16 protein-coding genes, 1 tRNA gene and 1 pseudogene are annotated in these 19,632 nt (G+C 54.5%); 8 read left to right on the top strand and 10 right to left on the bottom strand.

Annotated features, from left to right (window positions below; translation table 11 throughout):
• Window positions 1-37: 37 nt before the first annotated feature.
• The 8 genes from FS665_RS10610 to FS665_RS10575 form a co-directional block, all read right to left on the bottom strand.
• A complete protein-coding gene (locus FS665_RS10610; protein WP_145187374.1) occupies window positions 38-997 on the bottom strand; it encodes a glutathione S-transferase family protein in 960 nt (319 codons plus the stop codon).
• 93 nt (window positions 998-1,090) lie between these two features.
• On the bottom strand, window positions 1,091-2,095 hold the full coding sequence (locus FS665_RS10605; RefSeq protein ID WP_145187372.1) for a glycosyl transferase family protein: 1,005 nt from the start codon (window positions 2,093-2,095) through the stop codon (window positions 1,091-1,093).
• Window positions 2,092-2,427: a TusE/DsrC/DsvC family sulfur relay protein gene (locus FS665_RS10600; protein ID WP_145187370.1), complete on the bottom strand. Its 336-nt coding sequence runs from the start codon at window positions 2,425-2,427 to the stop codon at window positions 2,092-2,094. The genes FS665_RS10605 and FS665_RS10600 overlap by 4 nt, the downstream gene beginning before the upstream one ends.
• Window positions 2,424-2,720, bottom strand: coding sequence for a sulfurtransferase complex subunit TusB (tusB, locus tag FS665_RS10595; RefSeq protein ID WP_145187368.1), 297 nt, complete (start codon window positions 2,718-2,720; stop codon window positions 2,424-2,426). Before tusB ends, FS665_RS10600 begins: the two co-directional genes overlap by 4 nt.
• Window positions 2,720-3,079: a sulfurtransferase complex subunit TusC gene (gene tusC, locus FS665_RS10590; protein WP_145187365.1), complete on the bottom strand. Its 360-nt coding sequence runs from the start codon at window positions 3,077-3,079 to the stop codon at window positions 2,720-2,722. Before tusC ends, tusB begins: the two co-directional genes overlap by 1 nt.
• Before the next feature lies 1 nt (window position 3,080).
• Window positions 3,081-3,473, bottom strand: a complete 393-nt coding sequence (gene tusD / locus FS665_RS10585) for a sulfurtransferase complex subunit TusD (RefSeq protein WP_145187362.1) — start codon at window positions 3,471-3,473, stop codon at window positions 3,081-3,083.
• 85 nt (window positions 3,474-3,558) lie between these two features.
• Window positions 3,559-4,938, bottom strand: a complete 1,380-nt coding sequence (locus tag FS665_RS10580) for a nucleobase:cation symporter-2 family protein (RefSeq protein ID WP_145187359.1) — start codon at window positions 4,936-4,938, stop codon at window positions 3,559-3,561.
• A 183-nt stretch (window positions 4,939-5,121) separates the two neighbouring features.
• Window positions 5,122-5,793: a Bax inhibitor-1/YccA family protein gene (locus FS665_RS10575; RefSeq protein WP_027919754.1), complete on the bottom strand. Its 672-nt coding sequence runs from the start codon at window positions 5,791-5,793 to the stop codon at window positions 5,122-5,124.
• 255 nt (window positions 5,794-6,048) lie between these two features.
• Here FS665_RS10575 and FS665_RS10570 point away from each other — a divergent pair.
• From FS665_RS10570 to FS665_RS10545, 6 genes are all read left to right on the top strand, one after another.
• A tRNA-Ser gene (locus FS665_RS10570) sits at window positions 6,049-6,138 on the top strand.
• A gap of 217 nt (window positions 6,139-6,355) precedes the next feature.
• The gene (locus FS665_RS10565; RefSeq protein ID WP_088523336.1) at window positions 6,356-7,783 is read left to right on the top strand and encodes a site-specific integrase; all 1,428 of its coding nucleotides are present in this window, start codon (window positions 6,356-6,358) and stop codon (window positions 7,781-7,783) included.
• A gap of 148 nt (window positions 7,784-7,931) precedes the next feature.
• Window positions 7,932-11,312, top strand: a complete 3,381-nt coding sequence (locus tag FS665_RS10560; protein WP_145187356.1) for a hypothetical protein — start codon at window positions 7,932-7,934, stop codon at window positions 11,310-11,312.
• Window positions 11,281-11,937, top strand: coding sequence for a hypothetical protein (locus FS665_RS10555; RefSeq protein ID WP_140174184.1), 657 nt, complete (start codon window positions 11,281-11,283; stop codon window positions 11,935-11,937). Before FS665_RS10560 ends, FS665_RS10555 begins: the two co-directional genes overlap by 32 nt.
• Before the next feature lie 843 nt (window positions 11,938-12,780).
• The gene (locus FS665_RS10550; protein ID WP_088523333.1) at window positions 12,781-13,833 is read left to right on the top strand and encodes a nucleoid-associated protein; all 1,053 of its coding nucleotides are present in this window, start codon (window positions 12,781-12,783) and stop codon (window positions 13,831-13,833) included.
• On the top strand, window positions 13,802-15,445 hold the full coding sequence (locus FS665_RS10545) for a hypothetical protein (protein WP_178108324.1): 1,644 nt from the start codon (window positions 13,802-13,804) through the stop codon (window positions 15,443-15,445). The genes FS665_RS10550 and FS665_RS10545 overlap by 32 nt, the downstream gene beginning before the upstream one ends.
• Window positions 15,446-15,728: 283 nt before the next feature.
• Here the strand turns inward: FS665_RS10545 and FS665_RS10540 are convergent, their stop codons facing one another.
• Window positions 15,729-16,214: a hypothetical protein gene (locus tag FS665_RS10540; RefSeq protein ID WP_239937040.1), complete on the bottom strand. Its 486-nt coding sequence runs from the start codon at window positions 16,212-16,214 to the stop codon at window positions 15,729-15,731.
• 382 nt (window positions 16,215-16,596) lie between these two features.
• On the opposite strand from FS665_RS10540, the gene FS665_RS10535 reads away from it, so the two are divergent.
• Window positions 16,597-17,448: a sensor histidine kinase KdpD gene (locus FS665_RS10535; RefSeq protein WP_306102581.1), complete on the top strand. Its 852-nt coding sequence runs from the start codon at window positions 16,597-16,599 to the stop codon at window positions 17,446-17,448.
• Window positions 17,449-17,474: 26 nt separating this feature from the next.
• On the opposite strand, the pseudogene FS665_RS10530 reads toward FS665_RS10535, so the two are convergent.
• Window positions 17,475-18,433: pseudogene (locus tag FS665_RS10530) on the bottom strand (IS66 family transposase); the annotation flags it as partial.
• 173 nt (window positions 18,434-18,606) lie between these two features.
• Between FS665_RS10530 and FS665_RS10525 the strand changes: the two are divergent.
• Complete coding sequence (locus tag FS665_RS10525) at window positions 18,607-19,398, top strand: FAD-dependent oxidoreductase (RefSeq protein ID WP_218570365.1); 792 nt, start codon at window positions 18,607-18,609, stop codon at window positions 19,396-19,398.
• Window positions 19,399-19,632 lie beyond the last annotated feature (234 nt).

The following is a 19,632-nucleotide window of genomic DNA, read 5'->3' as shown; positions in this document are numbered from 1 at the left end:
GCAAAAGGGGCCGCACTTGAAATGCGGCCCTTTTGCTTCAAGCCTGCCAGATACCCTTGCCTGGCAGCCGCTGCCGATCATGCGGCTGAGTGAAGTCCTGCAGCGGCCCTTTTGGCACGATGCCGTTCGGGTTGATGGTCTTGTGGCTCATGTAATAGTGCTTCTGGATGTGCTCCATGTTCACCGTGTCTGCCACCCCCGGCCATTGGTACAGCTCGCGCAGCCAGTTGGACAGATTGTGGTAGTCGCTCAAACGGCGCAGGTTGCATTTGAAATGCCCGTGATACACGGCATCGAAACGCACCAGGGTGGTGAACAGGCGGATATCGGCTTCGGTCAGGTATTCGCCGGCCAGGTAGCGGTTGCGCTCTAGCAGCGCTTCCAGATGATCCAGCTCGTTGAAGACATCGTCGAACGCTGCCTCGTAGGCATCCTGGGTGGTGGCGAAACCCGCGCGGTACACGCCGTTGTTCACGGCTGGATAGATGCGTTCATTGAGCGCCTCGATGGTAGGTCGCAGCGGTTCAGGGTAGAGGTCCAGGGCGTTGCCGGTCAGCGCGTTGAAGGCTGTATTGAAGATCCGAATGATTTCCGCCGACTCGTTGTTGACGATGCGCTTCTCCTGTTTGTCCCACAGCACCGGCACGGTCACCCGGCCGGTGTAGTGTGGGTCATCCTCGGTATAGCGCTGATGCAGGTACTGCAAGCCGTCGAGATGGTCGCCGCTTGAGCCCTGCCGTTGATCGAAGGTCCAGCCGTGATCCTGCATCAGCCAGCTCACCACCGAGACGTCGATCAAAGGCTCCAGTCCCTTGAGCGCGCGTACGATCAAGGTGCGGTGTGCCCACGGGCAGGCCAATGAAACATACAGGTGATAGCGACCTGCTTCTGCGGCTGGGAGCTCATTGCGGCGTTGGGCGCTTTCGCGCTTGAAGCTGCCGTCCTTGCCATTTTCATACCACTGATCATGCCAGCGGCCGTCGATCAAAAGGCCCATGGTGAGCTCCTCGAAACACAAGTTGGTTGTCGTTGGAGCCCAGTCTAGGGAATATCGTTCGAATAACTAGCGCAAAGAGTGCGCACCAATTATCTAGATATTCGATTGATTACGCGCGGCCCAGTAGCTGCGGGCCATGGCGAAGGCTTGCTCGCGGTCATGGTGCAAGCCACGTAACGCCAGGGCGATAGTGGCGATCACGGCCATTTCACCATAGCTGTCTTCGGCTTCGCCGCGCCATACCGCCACCAGTTGCTCAGGTTGCAAGCTTGCCGGTTTGACGTGCCGGCGCTCGCTCATCGCAGGCCATTGTTCATCCCATGCATCGCCTGCCGTCGTGCCATACAAGTGGCTGATGACGTCGGGATTTACCTCGATCTCGCCACCGTCCCCTTTGATGACCACGGCATGGTCGCCCAATAGCCGGCTGGCCTCACGGTGTACTGCCTGGTAACCAGGGTGAAAGATACTCTGCAGGCCGCAGCGTGCGCCCAGCGGGTTGAGTACGCGCGCCAGCGAGTGAATGGGTGAGCGCAGGCCGAGGGTATTACGCAAGTCGATCATGCGCTGCAGTGCCGGTGCCCAGTCCTGCAAGGGCGCGAACGCCAGGCGCTGCTGATCCAGCGCTCGGCTGACCGAGGCCCAGTCACGGCACAGCGGGATTTTCAACAACACCAACAGTTGCTCGGTGTACAGGCGCCCAGCGGTATGCGCACCGCCGCCATGCATCAAGATGCGTACGCCGTTATCGGCCAGACACTTGGCGGCCAGCAGGTACCAGGGAAGGTGACGTTTCTTGCCGGCGTAGCTTGGCCAGTCGATGTCCACGGCAATCGGCGGCGCTTGCACGTGCGCGCGCACTGCCTCGGTGAAGCCGGCAAGCTCTTCGGCGCTTTCTTCCTTGTGCCGCAGCAGCATGAGAAAAGCGCCCAGCTGGGTGTCCTCGACTTTGTCTTCAAGCAGCAAGGTCATGGCGGCGCGGGCTTCATCGCGAGACAGCCCGCGCGCGCCGCGCTTGCCTTTGCCGAGGATGCGCACGAATTCGGCGAACGGGTGCTCGTCGGGGGTTTGCAGGGTAAGCGGGCGAGCTACGGTCATATGCAATTGGTCGGCTTGGGCAGGCCCGCGAGCTTCGCGGCGAGCTTGGCAGGAGTGCCATTGAACAGGCGGTTAAGGTGCGGGCTGTTGCCTTTTTGCGCGCCCAGTTTGAGCGCGGCGTACTTGATCAGCGGGCGGGTGGCTGGAGAGAGCTGGAACTCATCGTAAAACTGCCGCAGCAGTTCAATGATCTCCCAGTGATCGGCGCTCAAGGTAATTCCTTCGCGTGCGGCCAGCGCGTGCGCGACAGGGTGGGACCACTCATGCAGATCAAGCAGGAAACCATCTTTATCCAGGGCGATGAGCTGCTCGCCAACGTGCAATGTGCTCATAGCCAGCTGTTCACCTTGTCAAAGCGCAAGGTCAGCTCGACGAAGGCCGAGTAATCAACGCTTTGCATCAATGGACTGTCGATGGCGCGTGCCTTGAGGTCTTCATCGAGGGCGAACAGGCGATGGCTCAGATTAGCCCGGATCAACTTTGCCTGTGGGTCGCAGCCCTCGTGTAGCGCGTAGACTGCATCGCCGCACAGTAAAAGGGCGTCTTCACTGCCCAGCAGGCGTAGGCAACTGTCGAGCCGGTCGTCATTGAATGGCGAATGGGAAAGCACGTGGAGGGTCGGCATCAGAGTGTCACCACTTGGTCAAAGCGCGCGATCAGCGCTTGCAGTTCGGCGTCGTCGAGTACTGTCACAGCAGGCTCCAGGCCCTCACTGGGCATACCGCGCCGGGCCAGGCTACGCTGGCAAGCGAACAACTCGTCGACGCCGAACAGCGGCAGGGCCTGCAGATTGGCCGCAAGGTTCTTCTGTTGTACCGCGTCAGGCTGCTGAGCAGGTGCCAACTGCAGCACGCCATCGTCGAGAAACAGCATGGCCAGGGGCAGGTCGAAGGCGCCGCCGGCCAGAGCGATATCCAGCGCTTCGCGCGCCGAATGGCCGCTCCACGGCGCCTGGCGGCTGATGATCAACATGGATTTGGCCATTTCAGTCGCCTCCGAAGCAGACCAGGCGGTCGGCGAGTTGAGCGGCTTCATGCAACTGGCCAAGCCCCGATAGTTCCCAGGGCCTGGGCAGATTCACCGCAGCGCGTTGGTAGCGATTGGCTTCGGCTTCATCCAGCACCCCACGGCGCAGCGCTGCGGCGATGCAGACTACGGCGTCGAGTCGCTGCTCGCTGACAAAGGCACGCCATTGGCCAGCGATATCCTGCTCATCTTGGGGCGCGACAACGTTGGCTGAAGCGCTGTGCACGCCGTCTTGATAGAAAAACAATCGGACAATCTCGTGCCCGCCAGCGAGCGCCGCCTTGGCGAAGCGCAAGGCGCGCCGCGAGGAAGGGGCGTGGGCCGGGGAAAACACCGCAATAGCGAATTTCATGGGCAACTCATGCAAATGGATGCCGTCATGATAAAACAAAAAGCCCGCGCAAGTGGGCGCGGGCTTGCACGGACGAAGAGGCGTATCAGGCGTCTTGTCTGGTTTCTGGCAGGAACCAATTAAGCAGCAGGGCGCAGATACCCCCAGTGGCCACGCCCGATTCCAGTACGTTGCGCACCGCGGCGGGCATGTGCGCAAGGAATTCGGGCACCTGCGCAACACCCAGGCCCAAAGCCAGTGACACCGCGATGATCAACAGTGCCCGGCGATCCAGGCGGGTGCTGGCCAGGATGTTGATGCCAGATGCTGCGACTGCGCCGAACATGACCATCGCCGCACCACCGAGTACCGGCTCAGGCACTGCCTGGATCACCCCGGCTACGCTCGGGAACAGGCCGAGCAGTACCAGCATCACGGCAATCCACACGCCGATGTGGCGGCTGGCGATGCCGGTCAACTGAATCACGCCATTATTCTGGGCGAAGATCGAGCTGGGAAAGGTGTTGAACAGCCCTGCCAACAGCGAGTTGGCGCCATTGACCAGCACGCCGCCTTTGATCCGCTGCATCCACAGCGGGCCTTCGACCGGCTGGCGCGACACTTTACTGGTGGCGGTGACATCGCCGATGGCCTCCAGCGAGGTCACCAGATAAATGACCAGCATGGGAATGAACAATGCCCAGGAGAAACCCAGGCCAAAGTGCAGTGGGGCCGGTACTTGGAACAGGGCAGCCTCGTGCATGCCGGTGAAGTCCAGGCGGCCTAGATAACCGGCCAATGCGTAGCCGACCGCCAGTGCAATGACGATGGCGCAGCTGCGCATCCACACCACAGGGACGCGGTTGAGGATGACGATCACCGCCAACACCGCGCCGGAAAGCAGCAGGTTCTCACCGTCAGCGAAGGTGCCGTTGGCCATGGCGCCAAAACCACCGCCCATGCTGATCAAGCCGACCTTGATCAGCGTGAGGCCGATCATCAGCACGACGATGCCGGTGACCAGGGGGGTGATCAGCCGTTTGACGAAAGGCAGGATTCGCGAGACGCCCATTTCCACGAACGAGCCTGCGATCACCACACCGAAGATCGCTGCCATCACGCTTTCCACGGGTGTGCCTTGCTTGACCATCAGCGCACCACCGGCAATCAGCGGGCCGACGAAGTTGAAACTCGTGCCTTGCACGATCAACAGCCCAGCACCGAAGGGGCCGAAGCGCTTGCATTGAACGAAGGTGGCAATCCCCGAGATCACCAGCGACATCGAGACGATGAGGTTGGTGTCCCGCGGCGAGACGCCCAGCGCCTGGCAGATCAACAGGCCAGGCGTGACGATCGGCACGATGATCGCCAGCAGGTGCTGCAATGCCGCCAGCAGGCCGATCAACAGCCGCGGCTTGTCTTCCAGGCCGAGCACCAGTTCATTGGCAGGCGCTGACGCGCCCGGGCTGTTTTCGTGTGAGCTCATGGCTGAAGCTGCCCCGGAGAAAAAAGGAGCGCATTCTACGGGCAGAACCACGATTGCGGTAGAGGCGGGGACGATACCGACACGTTCTACGGGTATTCGCCAATTTTCCTGACTCGCAAGTCAGGCGGAGGTGATGAAAAAAGCCCGCCGAAGCGGGCTTTTGCAGGGTATGGCCGGGAAGTGTCAGTCGTCCCGACCCATGATCCCGAACAGCTGCAGAAGGCTGATGAACAGGTTGTAGATCGAGACATACAAGCTGATGGTAGCCATGATGTAGTTACGCTCGCCGCCATGGATGATGGCGCTGGTCTGGAACAGAATGCAGACCGACGAGAACAGCACGAAGCCGGCGCTGATCGCCAATTGCAGGCCGCTGATCTGGAAGAAGAAGCTTGCGACCACCGCGCCCAGCAGCACGAAGAAACCTGCGGTGATGAAGCCGCTGAGGAAGCTCATGTCCTTACGGGTGATCAACACGTAGGCCGACAGGCCACCGAACACCAGCGCGGTCATGGCGAAGGCCGAGCTTACCACTTCAGCGCCACCGGCCATGCCGAGGTAGCGGTTGAGGATAGGGCCGAGGATGAAGCCCATGAAGCCAGTCAGGGCGAAGGTGGACACCAGACCCCAGACCGAGTCACGCAGCTTGGCGGTAAGGAAGAACAACCCGTAGAAGCCGATCAGCACGACGAAGACGTTCGGGTAACCAACGCGCATTTGCTGAGCGACGAAGGCCATGACACCGCTGAAGGCGAGGGTGAGTGCCAGCAGGCTGTAAGTGTTGCGCAGGACCTTGCTGACCTCCTGCTGCTCGGCTTGCTGGCCGTGGTGTACGGCGTAATCCTGTTCGCGCATGGCGACACTCCTGTTGGTTTTGGACGTTCAGATGCCAGCAGTCTAACAGAGCCCCTGCAACCCGCGACACAGAGAGTTTGACAGCGTGTTTCATTACGGTATTATGGCGGCCGCAAACGAGCTGGAAGCGTGGCCGAGTGGTTTAAGGCAACGGTCTTGAAAACCGTCGATGGGCAACTATCCTAGAGTTCTTATCTAAAGCCCCTTCTAGTTGCATCTTATAGCGCCGTTGTCCAGTGGCGCTACGAACACCCCGGGAAATTGGCAGAGTGGTTGAATGCACCGGTCTTGAAAACCGGCGAACGTGAGAGCGTTCCCAGGGTTCGAATCCCTGGTTTCCCGCCAAACATCAATGAATTAAGGGCTTAGAGCAATCTAGGCCCTTTTTTTCGTCTCGATTTTCTTAACCCCGACCTCGCTAAGCCCACAAGAAAACTAAAGCGTGCAACGTTTTTGTTGCGTGTTGTTGCGTCTTGTTGCAGTATCGCCATCCGTTGCAACTGGTAGTTGCATCTTAGGGGTTTGCCCATTCCAGCAAACCTACATCCAAGACGGGGGCTTAATGGCTGCAGTGGTAGATGTGTCGATCAGCATCATGGAGACGTTTCGCGCCGGAAGGCCAACGTACCGCATGCTTTCTGCTGACGTGGTGACCAGCGAGTTCTTTGACACCTGGATCTTCGAGCTCTCGAAGCGTCAGGCCTGGAACACCGTGAAATCCTATGGCCCAGCAGTGCTGCTGTTCATCCAATACATCCAGGTGGTCGCCGATCGGAATGGGGGCCTCACGCCTTTGCTTCTGACTGAAGCGATCGAGGGGTACGAGAATTTCCTGGCTTATGGCACGGGCAGTAGTGTCAAGCTGAGCCGATCCGTCGCGAGGATTTTGGGTAACCGGAAAATGGGGGGTAGCTCGATCCGGAAGCACCTTACTGCCGTCAACAACTTCATCGACGCGAGTGAGACTTTCAGAAAGGCAATCTTTCAGCTCCAGGAGACCGGCTACGTAGGCAAAGATCTCATTTCAGCGCTGCCGGCAATCACCTCCCAGTACGTAGCTGCGCCCAGGAAGATCAGCGTTGCAATCGGCAACAGTAGCTGGTTGGCAGGATGCATAGCGGGTGGGGCAAAACGGATACGACAGGTGGGGCTGGTCGCCACCTCCAAGCCGTCAACCATGGCACATACTGATAGCTATGGTGGCGATGAAAAAGTCTTTCCGATTGACCTATGTGTGAAGCTTATTGAGAGCGCGACGTGCCTCAGGGACAAGACGCTATGGTCACTGCTAGCGGCCTGCGGTTGCCGTATCTCAGAAGCGCTGACTATGTTTACGTCTGATGTATGTATCTATCCTGGGAAGCCAGCTGACAGCTACGTTCAGATCATCGATCCGAACAGTCGAATCAAAGAGCTGTCCCGCTTCATGACCGATGTGGCTATCAGCAAGCTGAGCCACAAAGGGCGTTTGCACCCCGAAACCTTCCTGATAGAGCCGTTCGCTTCTCATTTTTGGGTGAATCTAGATCTTTACATCGCCGAACAGCGTGCTCTGGAAATGAAGCGCCACAGGCCTGTATCGCATCGCTTTCTGTTTAGAAATCTTCTCAACGGAGAGGGCATGCCATCCTCCTATCAAGCCGTGTGGGAGCGCTTCAACGCAGCCGCTAAAGCGTTGACGGGTGAGAGCTATGGATTTCATTCTCTTCGCCATATGTATGCATACTACTTGCACAACCACTGCCCAAATCCTTTCAAACCTGGTGCGTTTGGCTTCGAGCTTGGCGTTGTCCAGAAATTACTTGGGCACTCCTCTGCTACTGCAGTCGAGCGGTATGCGCGCAAAGATAGCCACATGCTTCGAGCGTCCATGGCTGCGATGAACCTTATGAGAATGCGAGATAGTACCTTCAATGTAGCTAAGGTACAGATTGAGCACTTGAGGCAGCAAATTGCTCATCTTGAAAAATTTGTAAGCAGCGAGACTTGATCTACCTTTGGTGCTATTTGGCCCCTGTAAATAACGTCTAGTCAAAAAACGCGCGGAATATCCGGGTGCACGTAATTATAAAGTGCGGCCTGCGGGCTTCTCTTGTCCAAAATTCGCTATTTCGTTCTGCTTAAAGAGTAAACATGGTATGAAGATTTTATACAAAAACTCGATGATGTGGTTGATTCCTGGGTCGGAGATCGCATCTGCGATTCAAGGCGCTTGCAAAGAGGTCAGAGCTTTCTATCAGGAACACTCTTCAGGGGTAACTCCCGATGCAACCTATCAGGTTGATAGCTATTTTCAGGGGGCGTTTATTAACTTCTCGTTGTGGGAGAAATCTCACTATCGCGCGCTGGTGAATTGCTGCACTGATGATCCCGATGCGAAATTCGCGGATGTTCATCCCCAGCTGACTTCGTGCACTCCACGGCAAGAACAGGCCCTCGCAAATTTCTTCAAGCTAGTCTTTATTCTCATGTGGTCGAGGAGGCAGGTCATCCTGCCTCTTTCGATGAGGGCCGTAAGCCACCTGGATAGCGTCCTCGAAAAAGTGATCGCATTGGGTGGCGCGCCTGCGCTCCAACAGATACGAAAGAATATGAATCATGACAAGTTATACGCCAGCAAGCACGATCGTCATTTTGACAAGAGCGCTTATACACGTTGGACTAAGCTGTTGCTAAGTGGTCAGGTTTACTCTTCAGATGATTTGACTCGGGAGTACTGTGTTGCGGTTTATAAAGATAGTATTGGGCGAAAAAAGCCTCTTGGTCAATACCGTGTGTTGCAGTTCCTGTATTTTTTGGCCGGGGATAACGTTGCAGCTCGGGAAATGGTAGAAGAGGTTGTCACGGAAGTCAGGAGGGAAATCGACGACGTCAATAAAATTGCTCGGGAAAACAGGAAGAAGCCTGCAAAAAAGGCCGCTGCAGACATCGCGTTTGACGAGGGCGTCGAGTATGGGAATGGCATTAAGCCCGTAGATCTTGATGCTCTTTTCACTCGTTGCGTCAAGTCGTACATGCTTAAACCTGTATTTGATATGCAAGAGGGTGGTGCGAAGTTTTATGCTAGGTTGCCTGAGAAGGTCAGGGTCTTCTGTGCTGGAGTGGACGCCACCTTCCGATCATTTGTAAAATCGAAGCGGTTGCAAAGCGAAAAAACTCAGATTTTTCTGCTGAATTTGCAGTTGGCATACTTGTCGACCTATCTGCCTAATTTCTTCCTGGCTCGCGATGGAGATCTGCGAAATTACCCGGCGTCTTTCAATGATTACGATTGCGTGTTGTATTTTACTCGTGAGGCTAACTTTGTAGATGGGGTTCTTGTGTATGAGAAAGAACCTCCCATGACATTTCTGAAGTTTCTTGAGTGCTACGCTAAGTTTAACGATTGGGGGAATGAGTCGTGGTATTCGCGCGTCCTTTGTGCAGACGAGTTTTGTGATTGGGTGCAAGAGCACCGGTTCACCATCCCAAATGCTGATCGCTTTACCAATAATTTCTCGTCAGCCTGCTATCCACCGTTGAGGCGGCGGAACGGTACAGTCAAACGGCCAATTCCCCGAGCGTACTTTGGTGCCTTTGTGAGTATGCTTTATTCCATGGAATATTTGGTTATGCACCTGAATATGATGGCTGACGGTCAAATGCCAGGGGTCATTCAGGGGTCGCTGTATCAACCTAGCCTGGCCGAACTACAAGAATCTTCTGAATGGGAGTCGATGTGGGGTAGGGGGGAGGCTCGGGTCACGGTTATTGATCAGAGTAAATTAAACTATTGTCCTATTTTCTACTGCGATGGAAAAATCCATAAGTTTGAATTTCTTCCCCGCTTCTATCGTACGATCGATTATGAAATTGGGGGCGAAGTTGTGCCAAGGATCGTGCCTAATCACGTTCGCCTGACGCAACTTATGTGTGAGACAGGCCTTCGTCAGAAGCATCTCATCTGGCTTGATAAGGATCGATACGATTGCATGCTGGATCGCAGCAGTGGTAGCCAGCTGTCGCCGCTGTTTGTTAGTAGTGATAAGTCGCATGGCGAGTGGACTGCGATTGTTGCTCGTCCGGTGATGGCCATCCTTGACAGGCAGAGGAAATGGTACGGACAGTGCAGTGCGCAAAACTATAGCGAGCCTTTATGGTATGGAAATAAGGAGAGCTCTAAATTTGGCAAATTCAAGCCATTGTTCAGAATGCCGCTGGAAGGGCAAAATAGTTGGGCTAGCTATCGATATTATCCTGTGATGCTGTCGATTTTGCAGTGCTTTATTCATAATCAACTCAAAGATCTGAAAGTCCCTGACCTGGTCTTCGTAAGAAGGAGAAATGGTGGGGGTGAGATCCCTATTGTTTACACCGACGAATTCTTTGCGGGGATCACTGTTGACTCTATGGTCAGTGATTATACGCCTCACGGGCTGCGCGCTGGCTTCGTCTCGGAAGCAGTCAGGTTCCTCCCTGCATGGGTTGTCGGTCAATATATGACAGGTCAGTCCGAGCCGCATGTGTGGTATTACTCTGTATTTGAAGAAGATGACCTTCCGAGTCACCAGAAACTACTAGCGAATTATTTGCTGAAAAATACTGAGAAACTCAATGATGCAGAGGCTCCGGAGCTGGCTGCTGCGGTCATCAAGCTCAATGCACGATTAGCTGCTGACATCAAAACTGATCCCGCTCAAGCTATTAAAACGCATGGGCTGATGAGCTTGATTGGAGTGAAGGAAGATCAAAGCGGAATTGAGATTCTAAGGGCTCGTAAGGATACGGTATTTGCCTTCAACCCAACTCACATCTGTCCATTCAACAATCGGTGCCCCAAAGAGATTCTGGAGCTGCTGGGGGCTGGCAGGCCCTGTGATATGTGTCATTACGCCATTCGCGGAGTTTGTCACCTACCGACGATCAGTGCCGAAAAGGACAAATGCAAGGAGTTAATGGTAGAGGTGCTTCGCAAGCTGCAACATTATCGGAATCTGAAGCGCACCGCAGCTGATCGGCAGGTGATCGAGACGCTGAGTGAGGATCACGATAGATATGCTCGTGAGGTCTTTGCGTACGAGGCTATCGAGCAGCAGCTGTACCAAATGGCACTCAATGGGCAGGCGGATAAGCTGTTCGTGCCCAGGAAGGATGATCTGTTGATCCACTTCAAGCGGGTGGAGCTCACCGAGGGGGAGCATTTGGTCAAGCGTCTCATCGACGTCCAGAATTTTCCGGACGCATCTAGCGCCGATCTGGACACTAAATTCGCCTATCTTCGAGCAATGTTGCAAATGAAGCAGGGGGATCTAGATAGCGTCCTCAATATCAGTGAGCATCCACCAGGCGTGGCGTTAGCTTCGCAAATTGGCAGTATGGTAAATTCACAGGCACTAGACGTTATGGACGTCTTCAAGATCAGTCAGGCGGCAGCCAAACCGCCAGTGCCCGTGAAACCCGATTTGCTGATAACCAAGAGGATCGGGCACGGCCAAGTGGAGAAACACGATGCTGAACCCGAAAAAGGACACGTTCGATGAGTATAGGGAAAATCATAGACAACAGCGTATAGAGTTCATTAGGAAGGCACTGATTGTTCTTTCTAATGCTAAGTATAATAATGTTACCAGGTTAGCCAAGGATGTGGCTAAGCTGGTAACGGAGTTTGAGTTGAAAGCGTTCTTCGCTCAGATGGGTTCAGAGCGTGAGGAGCTTTGTAAGCCTGTGAGCCACGTTACGCTGCTCAGGAATACAAGTTACCGTAAGCTACTTGAAGACTTTTTGGGGATGGAGGCCTCCGTGGAGGCAATTTCAGGTAGTGTCATAACCGATATAGAAGCTTTAAGAATACGCAATGCGAGCCTTGAGTCGCAGAATTTATTGCTTAAAGAAAAGATTAGAAGCATTGATTTAGTAGCTTTGCCAGCGCAGGGAAAGATAGACCAAGCTGTGGTGGATGAGTATGAGATTTTAAGGCATGCGTTGGTTACATTCTTAAAGATGATTGATGGCATGGTAGAGCAAGCGGCAGATATATATAAAACAGTTCTAGAAGGGGAGGAATCCGAAAACTTCCCAGAGCCAGGGTTTTATGGGCCGTGGGCTAAGATATCGACATTGGATGAGCTTAGAGAGCTAGATAGAATTAGGAAACGATTGGGTTAAAGAGCATTCAAGTTTTTCCCTTTTTAACTTTGCTCGGAATTTTCCGGGTTTTAGTGTGTCCGCTATAAATCAATGGGCTAAAAGTCAGTCTCCCTTGCTTTATATTTTGTGCTATTAGATATCAAGCGGTTTTAAGAGCATTTAGATGGCGTGGGTGACGGGGGTAAGTAGGTAGAGTGCTTGACTTTATAATATCGCTCCGCTGGAAGCTCACCTTGCCGGTGGTTCTGCTGAGTTGCATCGCCATTCATAAATGGCGCAGTGTTAGAGCGAATTAGGCGTTTGAGGTTAGTTCTTGGTTAAAGCATGATGGCTTCACTCAGTATCTAATTCTTCAACCTATCTGACGATTTTCCAAGCCTTGACTCCTTGGTTAGGTGTTATTGGTTTCAATGATATTTCAATGACTCCTCTAACTATTTTCTGTTGATACGCAACCTTCCTTCATCGCTCACTCTTTCATCTATTCCGGGTCATGTGAATTAGCAGAGTTTCGTCCATTGATAAACTCAACACAGAAACTTGTAGCGTTTGAGTACAAATGTACTCTTTAATGGAGGAGCCAGGCGGTTGTGAAGATTTCTGGCAGCAAAAGCTGATCGGCGTTGCAGCTGTGGGATGGCCTTACGCTGCTTAAGTTGGCTAATGCACCCACAGCGTTGTTGTACTGGCCGCTGGCCATTCTTTCCGGATATGCTCCTGCCACAGCATCACATCCAGCCCTACGCGGAAATGGCCATCGGCTCTGCAGGCTGCAATTGATGCGTAATTGTCGTCTGGGCGCATGCCGAGGCGGGTGGTTCCTCTTCCTGCTTAGGACGGGGCGGATTCCATGGAGATGGCATGAGCTTTTTTTCAGACGAAGAGATTGATTCACTCAAGATCACACGGATGATCTTGCATGTAGTGGGTACCAAGGACTTCGCGGCCATGCCAGAGCGGGCTCTGGAGGAGGAAGCGTTCTTCATCGGCAAGATCGTAGACATGGCCACCGCGCCGGTCTTCATGTTCAAAGCGGTATCGGTGACCCGTAACGAGGTCGAGGCGATCGCAAGTGCGGACACGTCCTTCGTGGCCGGCGCTCAGGCCCTAGCCGCCAGTTTCAACCGTGCGCACGTGGGCGGCAGTGCTGATGGCGTTCTGTTGATGTTCGAGCTGTCGGTCGCAGACCCGGATGTGAAGATCTACAGCCTGATCAAGTACGACTACAAGCTTGCGTTGGAGCAGAACGACGGTGCTCCAGGAAAGAAGCTGCGGCGTATCGTGAATGCTTTGGTAGACGAGAAAAAGGCCATTCAGAAAACGGCACTGATTCGGGTGATCAGCGGGGTTGCCGACCAGAACATTTCGGCTACCGATCGCACCAAGCAAGGGGTGGATCTTGCCGACTACTTCGCCGATTTCTTGGCTGTGAGCAGAGCAGTCTCGGACACTGAGCTGAGCGAGATAACCCGCAAAGTCCTAAAGGCTGCACTGCAGACCTGCATTGAGCACCTGCCCGGTCAGGATATAGCCAAGGCGCTGCAGCGGGCCCAAGCCAACTTGGGCACTCGTCGACGCATTGATGAAGAGACGATCGTTGAGGCAGTGATGATGGCAGCGGGTCATCCTGAGGATGAGAAAATAGCCAACCGCCTGGAGCGTGAGACTCGGAGTCGTGTCAGGAAGAGCAAGCTTCACGAGCTGAGCTTCAAGCCCGACCGCCGGATCCTCCGTCAGCCCTACATGCGCAAGATCGTCACGGCTGAGGGCGTCACCATTCTCTTCCCTGATCGGAAGGAAAATCCCAACGTCCAGGTGATACAGCTCGACGGAGATAAGAAGCAAATCATCGTCGATACAGATCGAGTCAAGGAGGACAGCGTTGTCACACCAAAGCCTGGCCAGCCTGATTAACGAGCTATCGCGCAAGCGTCAGGCCCTAATCACAGAGGGCAACCTTACCCTCATCGTTTCCGACCTATCAGCGGAAACTGCTCGGTCGATCAAGAAAGCCGCTGTCGATGCTGCCTGGTCATTCACGATTTACGACTGCGCGAGTAGCGAAACTGACGTCGATGACGAGGATGAAGATTTCGGGCCGTTCCGCGTTGAGCTGGAGAAACCACTTCCGGAAGACCATGTCCAGGAACAGGCCCTCTATGTGGCGACGGAAGTAGGCTTCAAGGCGTTCCTGGTCAATGGACACGCTGCTGCACGTTGGCACCTGCTTGGCCTCACTCAGCCTTTCAATACCAGAGCGAGGGCATATTGTGGTTGGGGTGAAGGGGGCGACTACACCGAATCACAGGCGACCAAGTCACCTCGGCTCCTGGTGAAAGAATCAGCGACCCTCCGCAAAGTACCGGAGGATGTGCGCCATTGGTTGCTCGCAGAAGGACACCATCTCGATGAGACTGATCCTTTACACATGCTCTGGGCAGGGCAGGCGTTCGGTGCTCTCAGCCGTTGCTTTGCGAACGAAATCGACACCAGTGGTAGCAAGCTCACTTTCAAAGGCCCGCCCAAGCTCAATCTGACAATCCCAGAGTCGATAGATGGGACTTCATCCATCTCGCTTACAGACTTCGAAGTTGTCCACGAAGCAGCGGCATGGGTGTTCGATAACGCGCGGGAAGCAGAGGTGAAGCACATCCTGCTGTCCGCCGAAATTGCGCGTTCCGGTCGGGCGGACGGGGAGGTACAGGAGTACTTCAGGGAGAACATGGCCGCTGCCTTGGACTGCGCGAGAATCGCTTATCAGATGGCGGTCTCGGAAATCACCAAAGACACCCTGAAGTCCCTGACAGATCTTCGTAAGGCCGTGACGGAGGAAACGTCGAAGGCCACAGACGCGACCCGGCAAGCAATCGCAGCGATCTCCACGGCGCTGACCGTTGGCCTGGGCCTGATCGCCGCGAGGCTCACATTGCAGATCAACCCGTACCTGATCTCGATCGTCATGGCGGTCGCAGTTGGATACACGGTACTGAACGTGATGTCGGGCCGTAAGTTCATCAACATCCAGCGAAAGCTTCGCAAGGACTGGCAGCCAAAGCTGTATCGCTTTTTGCCTGAAGGCGAATTCAAGAAAATGGTAGCGGATCCCATTGAGCAAGCCGAAGGGCTCTTCTACAAGGTGAGTCGTCTGGGTATTGCGATGCTTGGGGTCGCGGCCATGGGTATTTCCGTTTACGCCTTTACCTACAGCGCTCCTCCACCCTCATCGTCGACGTCTGTAGTTCCCCCGTCCCAAGTTTCAGCAGCTCCAACAGCCCCGCAGACGTCTGCCAGCGACACCGCGACTCAGCCTCAAATCAAGTCTCAGCCAGCCCCTGTTTCTCGGCCCGAAATTACACCGCAGCAAAAGCCGGCGTCTCAGCCTGAAATAATGCCTCAGCCTGAAATAATGCCTCAGCCTGAAATAATGCCTCAGCCTGAGATAAAGCCACAGCCTGAGATAAAGCCACAGCCAACCCCGGAGCTGAAAGAAACCGTCCCAAAAACGGGAGGCCCCGGTCAGGCTTGATCAGGGGGTTTTTCGCTGCGCGGTCAATGATGTATAGCCCAGAGAGGGTTGCGTGAAAGCCGACGAACTAAGCGCCAGGGGTTGATCACAAAAACGAAAAAAGCCCCATTAGGGGCTATCTCAACTCGTCACAAACATCCTGTTTGTAGCGCAACTCGACCCAGGCACATTGCAATGCTGTGTTGCTCGCTAGTTGAAGAGGGAACCGTGGGTGGATGGATTTACTGTATGCTCATACAGTGCCCGTGTCAACCACTTTGTCAGCAAGCTCTTTAAGGAATGTTCACCACTCTGCTGGTGCAAAGCTCAACATTTGCTCGGAAAAGTTCCCGAACAAAGGCAAGCGTCCGTGGAGTTCACCTCGGTATCCTGCTTGCGGCAACAACTCAACAATCGCCCCATGTAGAGAGTCGAGATGCACGGGTTTAGGCAAATATTTCGCATTTGGGCGCAGAAACCCAGGCGGAATCACAGTATTGCCGGACATAATAATTACGGGCAGATCAGGCCATCGAAACCAAATCGTTCGAACCAAGACCAAGCCATCGAGCCTGCCCGGCGTGCGCACGTCAGTGATGATCAAGGAAAACGATACCGTCCCCTCCAGTGCTATCAGCGCTTGATCGGCGGTGGGGCATTCGTCGACCACATGACCGAGGATCGTACAGCCTCCGCCATCAATGAGCGCAAAATTTTTTCGTCCTCGACCAGGAGTACATTTAGCGTCACGAAGAAGCTCCCAGAAGGAGCTGGACAGGATGTTAAGCAAGTTCCAAGTTTGTGCTGACCGGATATGCCACCACCTATTTCCAGGACTAATCTTGAACCGCACGGCGGCGGCATCGGTATTCCCCTCTTCCAGCTAATTCAAGGACAACGATGAGACTGCACGAGTTCATCCTTAAGCACACCGAGCAAATATTGTCAGCTTGGGAGAGTTTTGCTCGAACTGTGGAAACCGCGTTGCCTGCGATGGACGCCAAAGGGCTGAGGAATCACGCTCAGCACATATTGACGACGGTAGCTGAGGATATGCAAAGGCTCAATCCGAGCGGCAGCAGCTCAAAAAATCCCATGGTCTTGGCCCAGTGACGGAGGGGGATGCACCCTCTCAGACGCATGCGATGACACGATTCGTCGCAGGATTTTCCATGGATCAGATGGTTTCAGAGTATCGGGCTCTTCGATCTAGCGTTCTCAGGCTGTGGCTGGCCAACCATCGGATGGACGCAGAGCACGATATGCAGGACATGATCCGCTTCAATGAAGCCATAGACCAAGCGCTAATCGAGTCTATTGCTACTTTTGGCCAGGCAGCTGAGTCCACACGCAAAACGGTTCTAGGGGTGTTAGGTCACGATCTACGCTCACCATTGGGCGCTGTGTTAATGGCCAGTGACCTGCTTCTCGGGAGCGAAAATCTGGCAGCCAGGGAAAAAAAGCTGGCAGCGCAGATTAACGCGAGTGTGCGTCGAGCTAACCACATGGTGGGCGACTTGCTCGATCTAGCTCGTAGTAATCTTGGAGGTGGCATACCCGTAAATCCGGAGGACGCTGACTTACGCGCCCTTTGCGCGTCTGTTGTAGGAGAGCTTCGTATCGGGTTTCCCCGCGCACAGATCATTACGAACGCAAGCGATGCAGTGACGGGGATGTACGACCCGGCCCGCATGGAACAGGTGTTCACTAACCTGATTAGTAACGCGGTTCGGCATGGGGATTTAGAGCAACCGATTAACGTGACATTGTCGCGGGGTGACGACGGTGCGGTTTTCAGCGTGCAGAATCGCGGCGAACTTATTCCCTCCAGTGTAATGCCCCATCTTTTCAATCCACACGCTCGATACTCAAGTTACGCTACGAGAGAAAAAGGTGCGTCCGCTGGCCTCGGGTTAGGCCTATTCATTGCGGCGGAAATCGTCTCGGCCCACGGTGGAAAAATCGAGGTGGTGTCAACGGTTGAGCAGGGAACAGTATTCAAAGTGCTGCTACCGATTACCTAATGAGGTCTACACCATTCTGTAAGAGTCTACGGGCTACGCCAGCACGGCTGAACAGACGCCCACTTATGCGGCAACAGTTCGGTAATCTCACTCGCCCGCTGCGTCGGCAGGCGTGTAAGAACATCCTTAAGATAAACGTACGGATCATGACCGTCGAGCCGCGCCGACTGGATCAAACTCATGATCGCCACCGCGCGTTTACCGCTGCGTAATGAGCCCGCGAACAGCCAGTTCGAGCGTCCAAGGGCCCACGGGCGGATTTGGTTTTCAATCCAGTTGTTGTCGATGGGCACACCGCCATCATCTAGATAACGCGTCAGCGCTATCCAGCGTCTGAGGCTGTAATCCACGGCCTTGCCGATGGCCGATCCCTCAGGCACAAGCTGCCTCTGGGCGATCATCCAGGCATGAAGTGCGTCGATAATCGGCGCTGCCTTTTTCTGCCGTATTCGCTGTCGGACATCCGGCTTCAGCTCGCGGACTTCTCGTTCAACTTCGTACAAGGCCCCGATGTAGTGCAGCGCTTTCTCGGCAATCTGGCTTTTGTTGGTCACGTGCAGGTCGAAGAACTTGCGGCGTGCATGGGCCATGCAGCCGATCTCCGTGACGCCCAGTTCAAAGCCTGCCTTGTAGCCAGCGAAGTCGTCGCAGACTAGCTTGCCGTTCCAGTGGCCCAGGAAGGCTCGGGCATGTTCACCAGCACGGCTCGGACTGAAGTCATAAACGACGGCAGCCAGATTGGAAAACTGGCTGGTGGCATAGGCCCAGACATAAGCACGATGAGTTTTCTTCGCGCCAGGTGTCCGCATTTGTACCGGCGTCTCGTCGGCGTGGACGAAGCCATGCGTCAGCACGGCTTCGCGCAGCGCATCAACAGCGGTTGTAATTGGACGCCGCAGTTGCCCACCCACTGCGCCAAGGTCGAGCGAGCAATCTACAGTCCGGCGCGGCCAAAGATTTTCTCTTGGCGATACAGCGGCATATGGCCACTCGTCCGCTCAAGCGTCACCCGGATACTCGAATAGATTGACAGGCCGGCTTTAGACCCAAATACTGACCGAAGGGTATGTAAAACAGTCTTCTGGGTATGTTCCGTTCTGGAGCTCCAGGAGGCCGATCGCGGGCCATACCGGCACTGGCAACCACGAGGTACACGCTGTGGATAAATACGTTGGACTGGATGTGCTCATCATCGGAGGAGGGGCTGTAGGGGTCTGCTCAGCCTACTTCCTGCAAAAGGCCGGTATGCGAGTCACCTTGATTGAACAATCAAGGGTAGGTCTCAAAGGGCCGCGCACCCCCTTCGTTGATTGCATCGGCGGCGGTGATAAGAGGTCAGAGCTTGCTAGGCGCGGAAGCGAGCTGGTGTCTCCCCTGTTCGAGGATCTTGGTTATAAAATGCGACTGGTGAGCCGGTTCTGCTTCACCTCTCAGTCGACGATCACGGCTCATAGTGTGCGGAAAGGCACCTTAGGTAATGAGCTTTCGATGCATGAAATGCTTATGGACTTGAGGAATGTCGTAAACGATCGGGGCGGGCGGATTTTTGAAGAGCTCGAAGTAACTGAGCTCATCATGGCTGACGATAAGGTCGTTGGTGCATCGACGCCCGTTGGCCAGTTCTTGGCAGATGAAACCATTATTGCTGCGGGCGTCCTCAGTTCCAAATTCGAAGGGTGCCTGAACCTTGATTTAAGGCTCAAAGAGGAGCGCATCGCCGCAGGCGATGATCTAGTAGATGTACCTGTTACACCTTATGGCAAACCTTACCTGGGACGTCCTGAAGGAATAAATGGCGCAATTGTAGCTGTCGGGCATGACGTGGACGCGATCTGCGCTATAGGAGTAGGGCAGATTGTTGCGGACTTGGTTTCCTCTCCAGTCGCGGGAGAAGGGTTCACATTGAAAAAAAGGATCACGGCACGAGATATACCTTGGGCTGGCGTTTGACTAGGGTCGTGCGCTTCACGGTTTAAATCAAGCTGCGCCAAGTTAAATCTCGTCTATAGTGCTGACGGCCCTGTAGGCGAGATTGATAATAAGGCACCTATAGTGCTAGTGCTATTTGCATGTCTTGGTTCAATAAGTCTGTGTGTAGGTTAATGGGCTTCCTTTTGAGTGTATAAGGGTTAGTGGATTCACAAACCTTTTTTGATTCCTAATGGTTTTATAAAATAGATGTGT

Origin of the sequence: Pseudomonas sp. URMO17WK12:I11, assembly GCF_007677725.1 — a bacterium.
GTDB lineage: Bacteria > Pseudomonadota > Gammaproteobacteria > Pseudomonadales > Pseudomonadaceae > Aquipseudomonas.
The sequence above is the reverse complement of the archived record's forward strand: the minus strand, read 5'-3'. Positions and strand labels throughout refer to the sequence as shown.

Bases quoted from the DNA above. Each gene is read 5' to 3' on its own strand.
- FS665_RS10550 (WP_088523333.1), top strand. From the start codon at position 12,781: ATGAGCTTTTTTTCAGACGAAGAGATTGATTCACTCAAGATCACACGG.
- FS665_RS10605 (WP_145187372.1), bottom strand. From the start codon at position 2,095: ATGACCGTAGCTCGCCCGCTTACCCTGCAAACCCCCGACGAGCACCCG.
- FS665_RS10535 (WP_306102581.1), top strand. From the start codon at position 16,597: ATGGATCAGATGGTTTCAGAGTATCGGGCTCTTCGATCTAGCGTTCTC.
- FS665_RS10565 (WP_088523336.1), top strand. From the start codon at position 6,356: ATGGCTGCAGTGGTAGATGTGTCGATCAGCATCATGGAGACGTTTCGC.
- FS665_RS10555 (WP_140174184.1), top strand. From the start codon at position 11,281: ATGCTGAACCCGAAAAAGGACACGTTCGATGAGTATAGGGAAAATCAT.
- FS665_RS10575 (WP_027919754.1), bottom strand. From the start codon at position 5,793: ATGCGCGAACAGGATTACGCCGTACACCACGGCCAGCAAGCCGAGCAG.
- tusC (WP_145187365.1), bottom strand. From the start codon at position 3,079: ATGGCCAAATCCATGTTGATCATCAGCCGCCAGGCGCCGTGGAGCGGC.
- tusD (WP_145187362.1), bottom strand. From the start codon at position 3,473: ATGAAATTCGCTATTGCGGTGTTTTCCCCGGCCCACGCCCCTTCCTCG.
- FS665_RS10560 (WP_145187356.1), top strand. From the start codon at position 7,932: ATGAAGATTTTATACAAAAACTCGATGATGTGGTTGATTCCTGGGTCG.
- FS665_RS10600 (WP_145187370.1), bottom strand. From the start codon at position 2,427: ATGAGCACATTGCACGTTGGCGAGCAGCTCATCGCCCTGGATAAAGAT.
- FS665_RS10610 (WP_145187374.1), bottom strand. From the start codon at position 997: ATGGGCCTTTTGATCGACGGCCGCTGGCATGATCAGTGGTATGAAAAT.
- tusB (WP_145187368.1), bottom strand. From the start codon at position 2,720: ATGCCGACCCTCCACGTGCTTTCCCATTCGCCATTCAATGACGACCGG.
- FS665_RS10580 (WP_145187359.1), bottom strand. From the start codon at position 4,938: ATGAGCTCACACGAAAACAGCCCGGGCGCGTCAGCGCCTGCCAATGAA.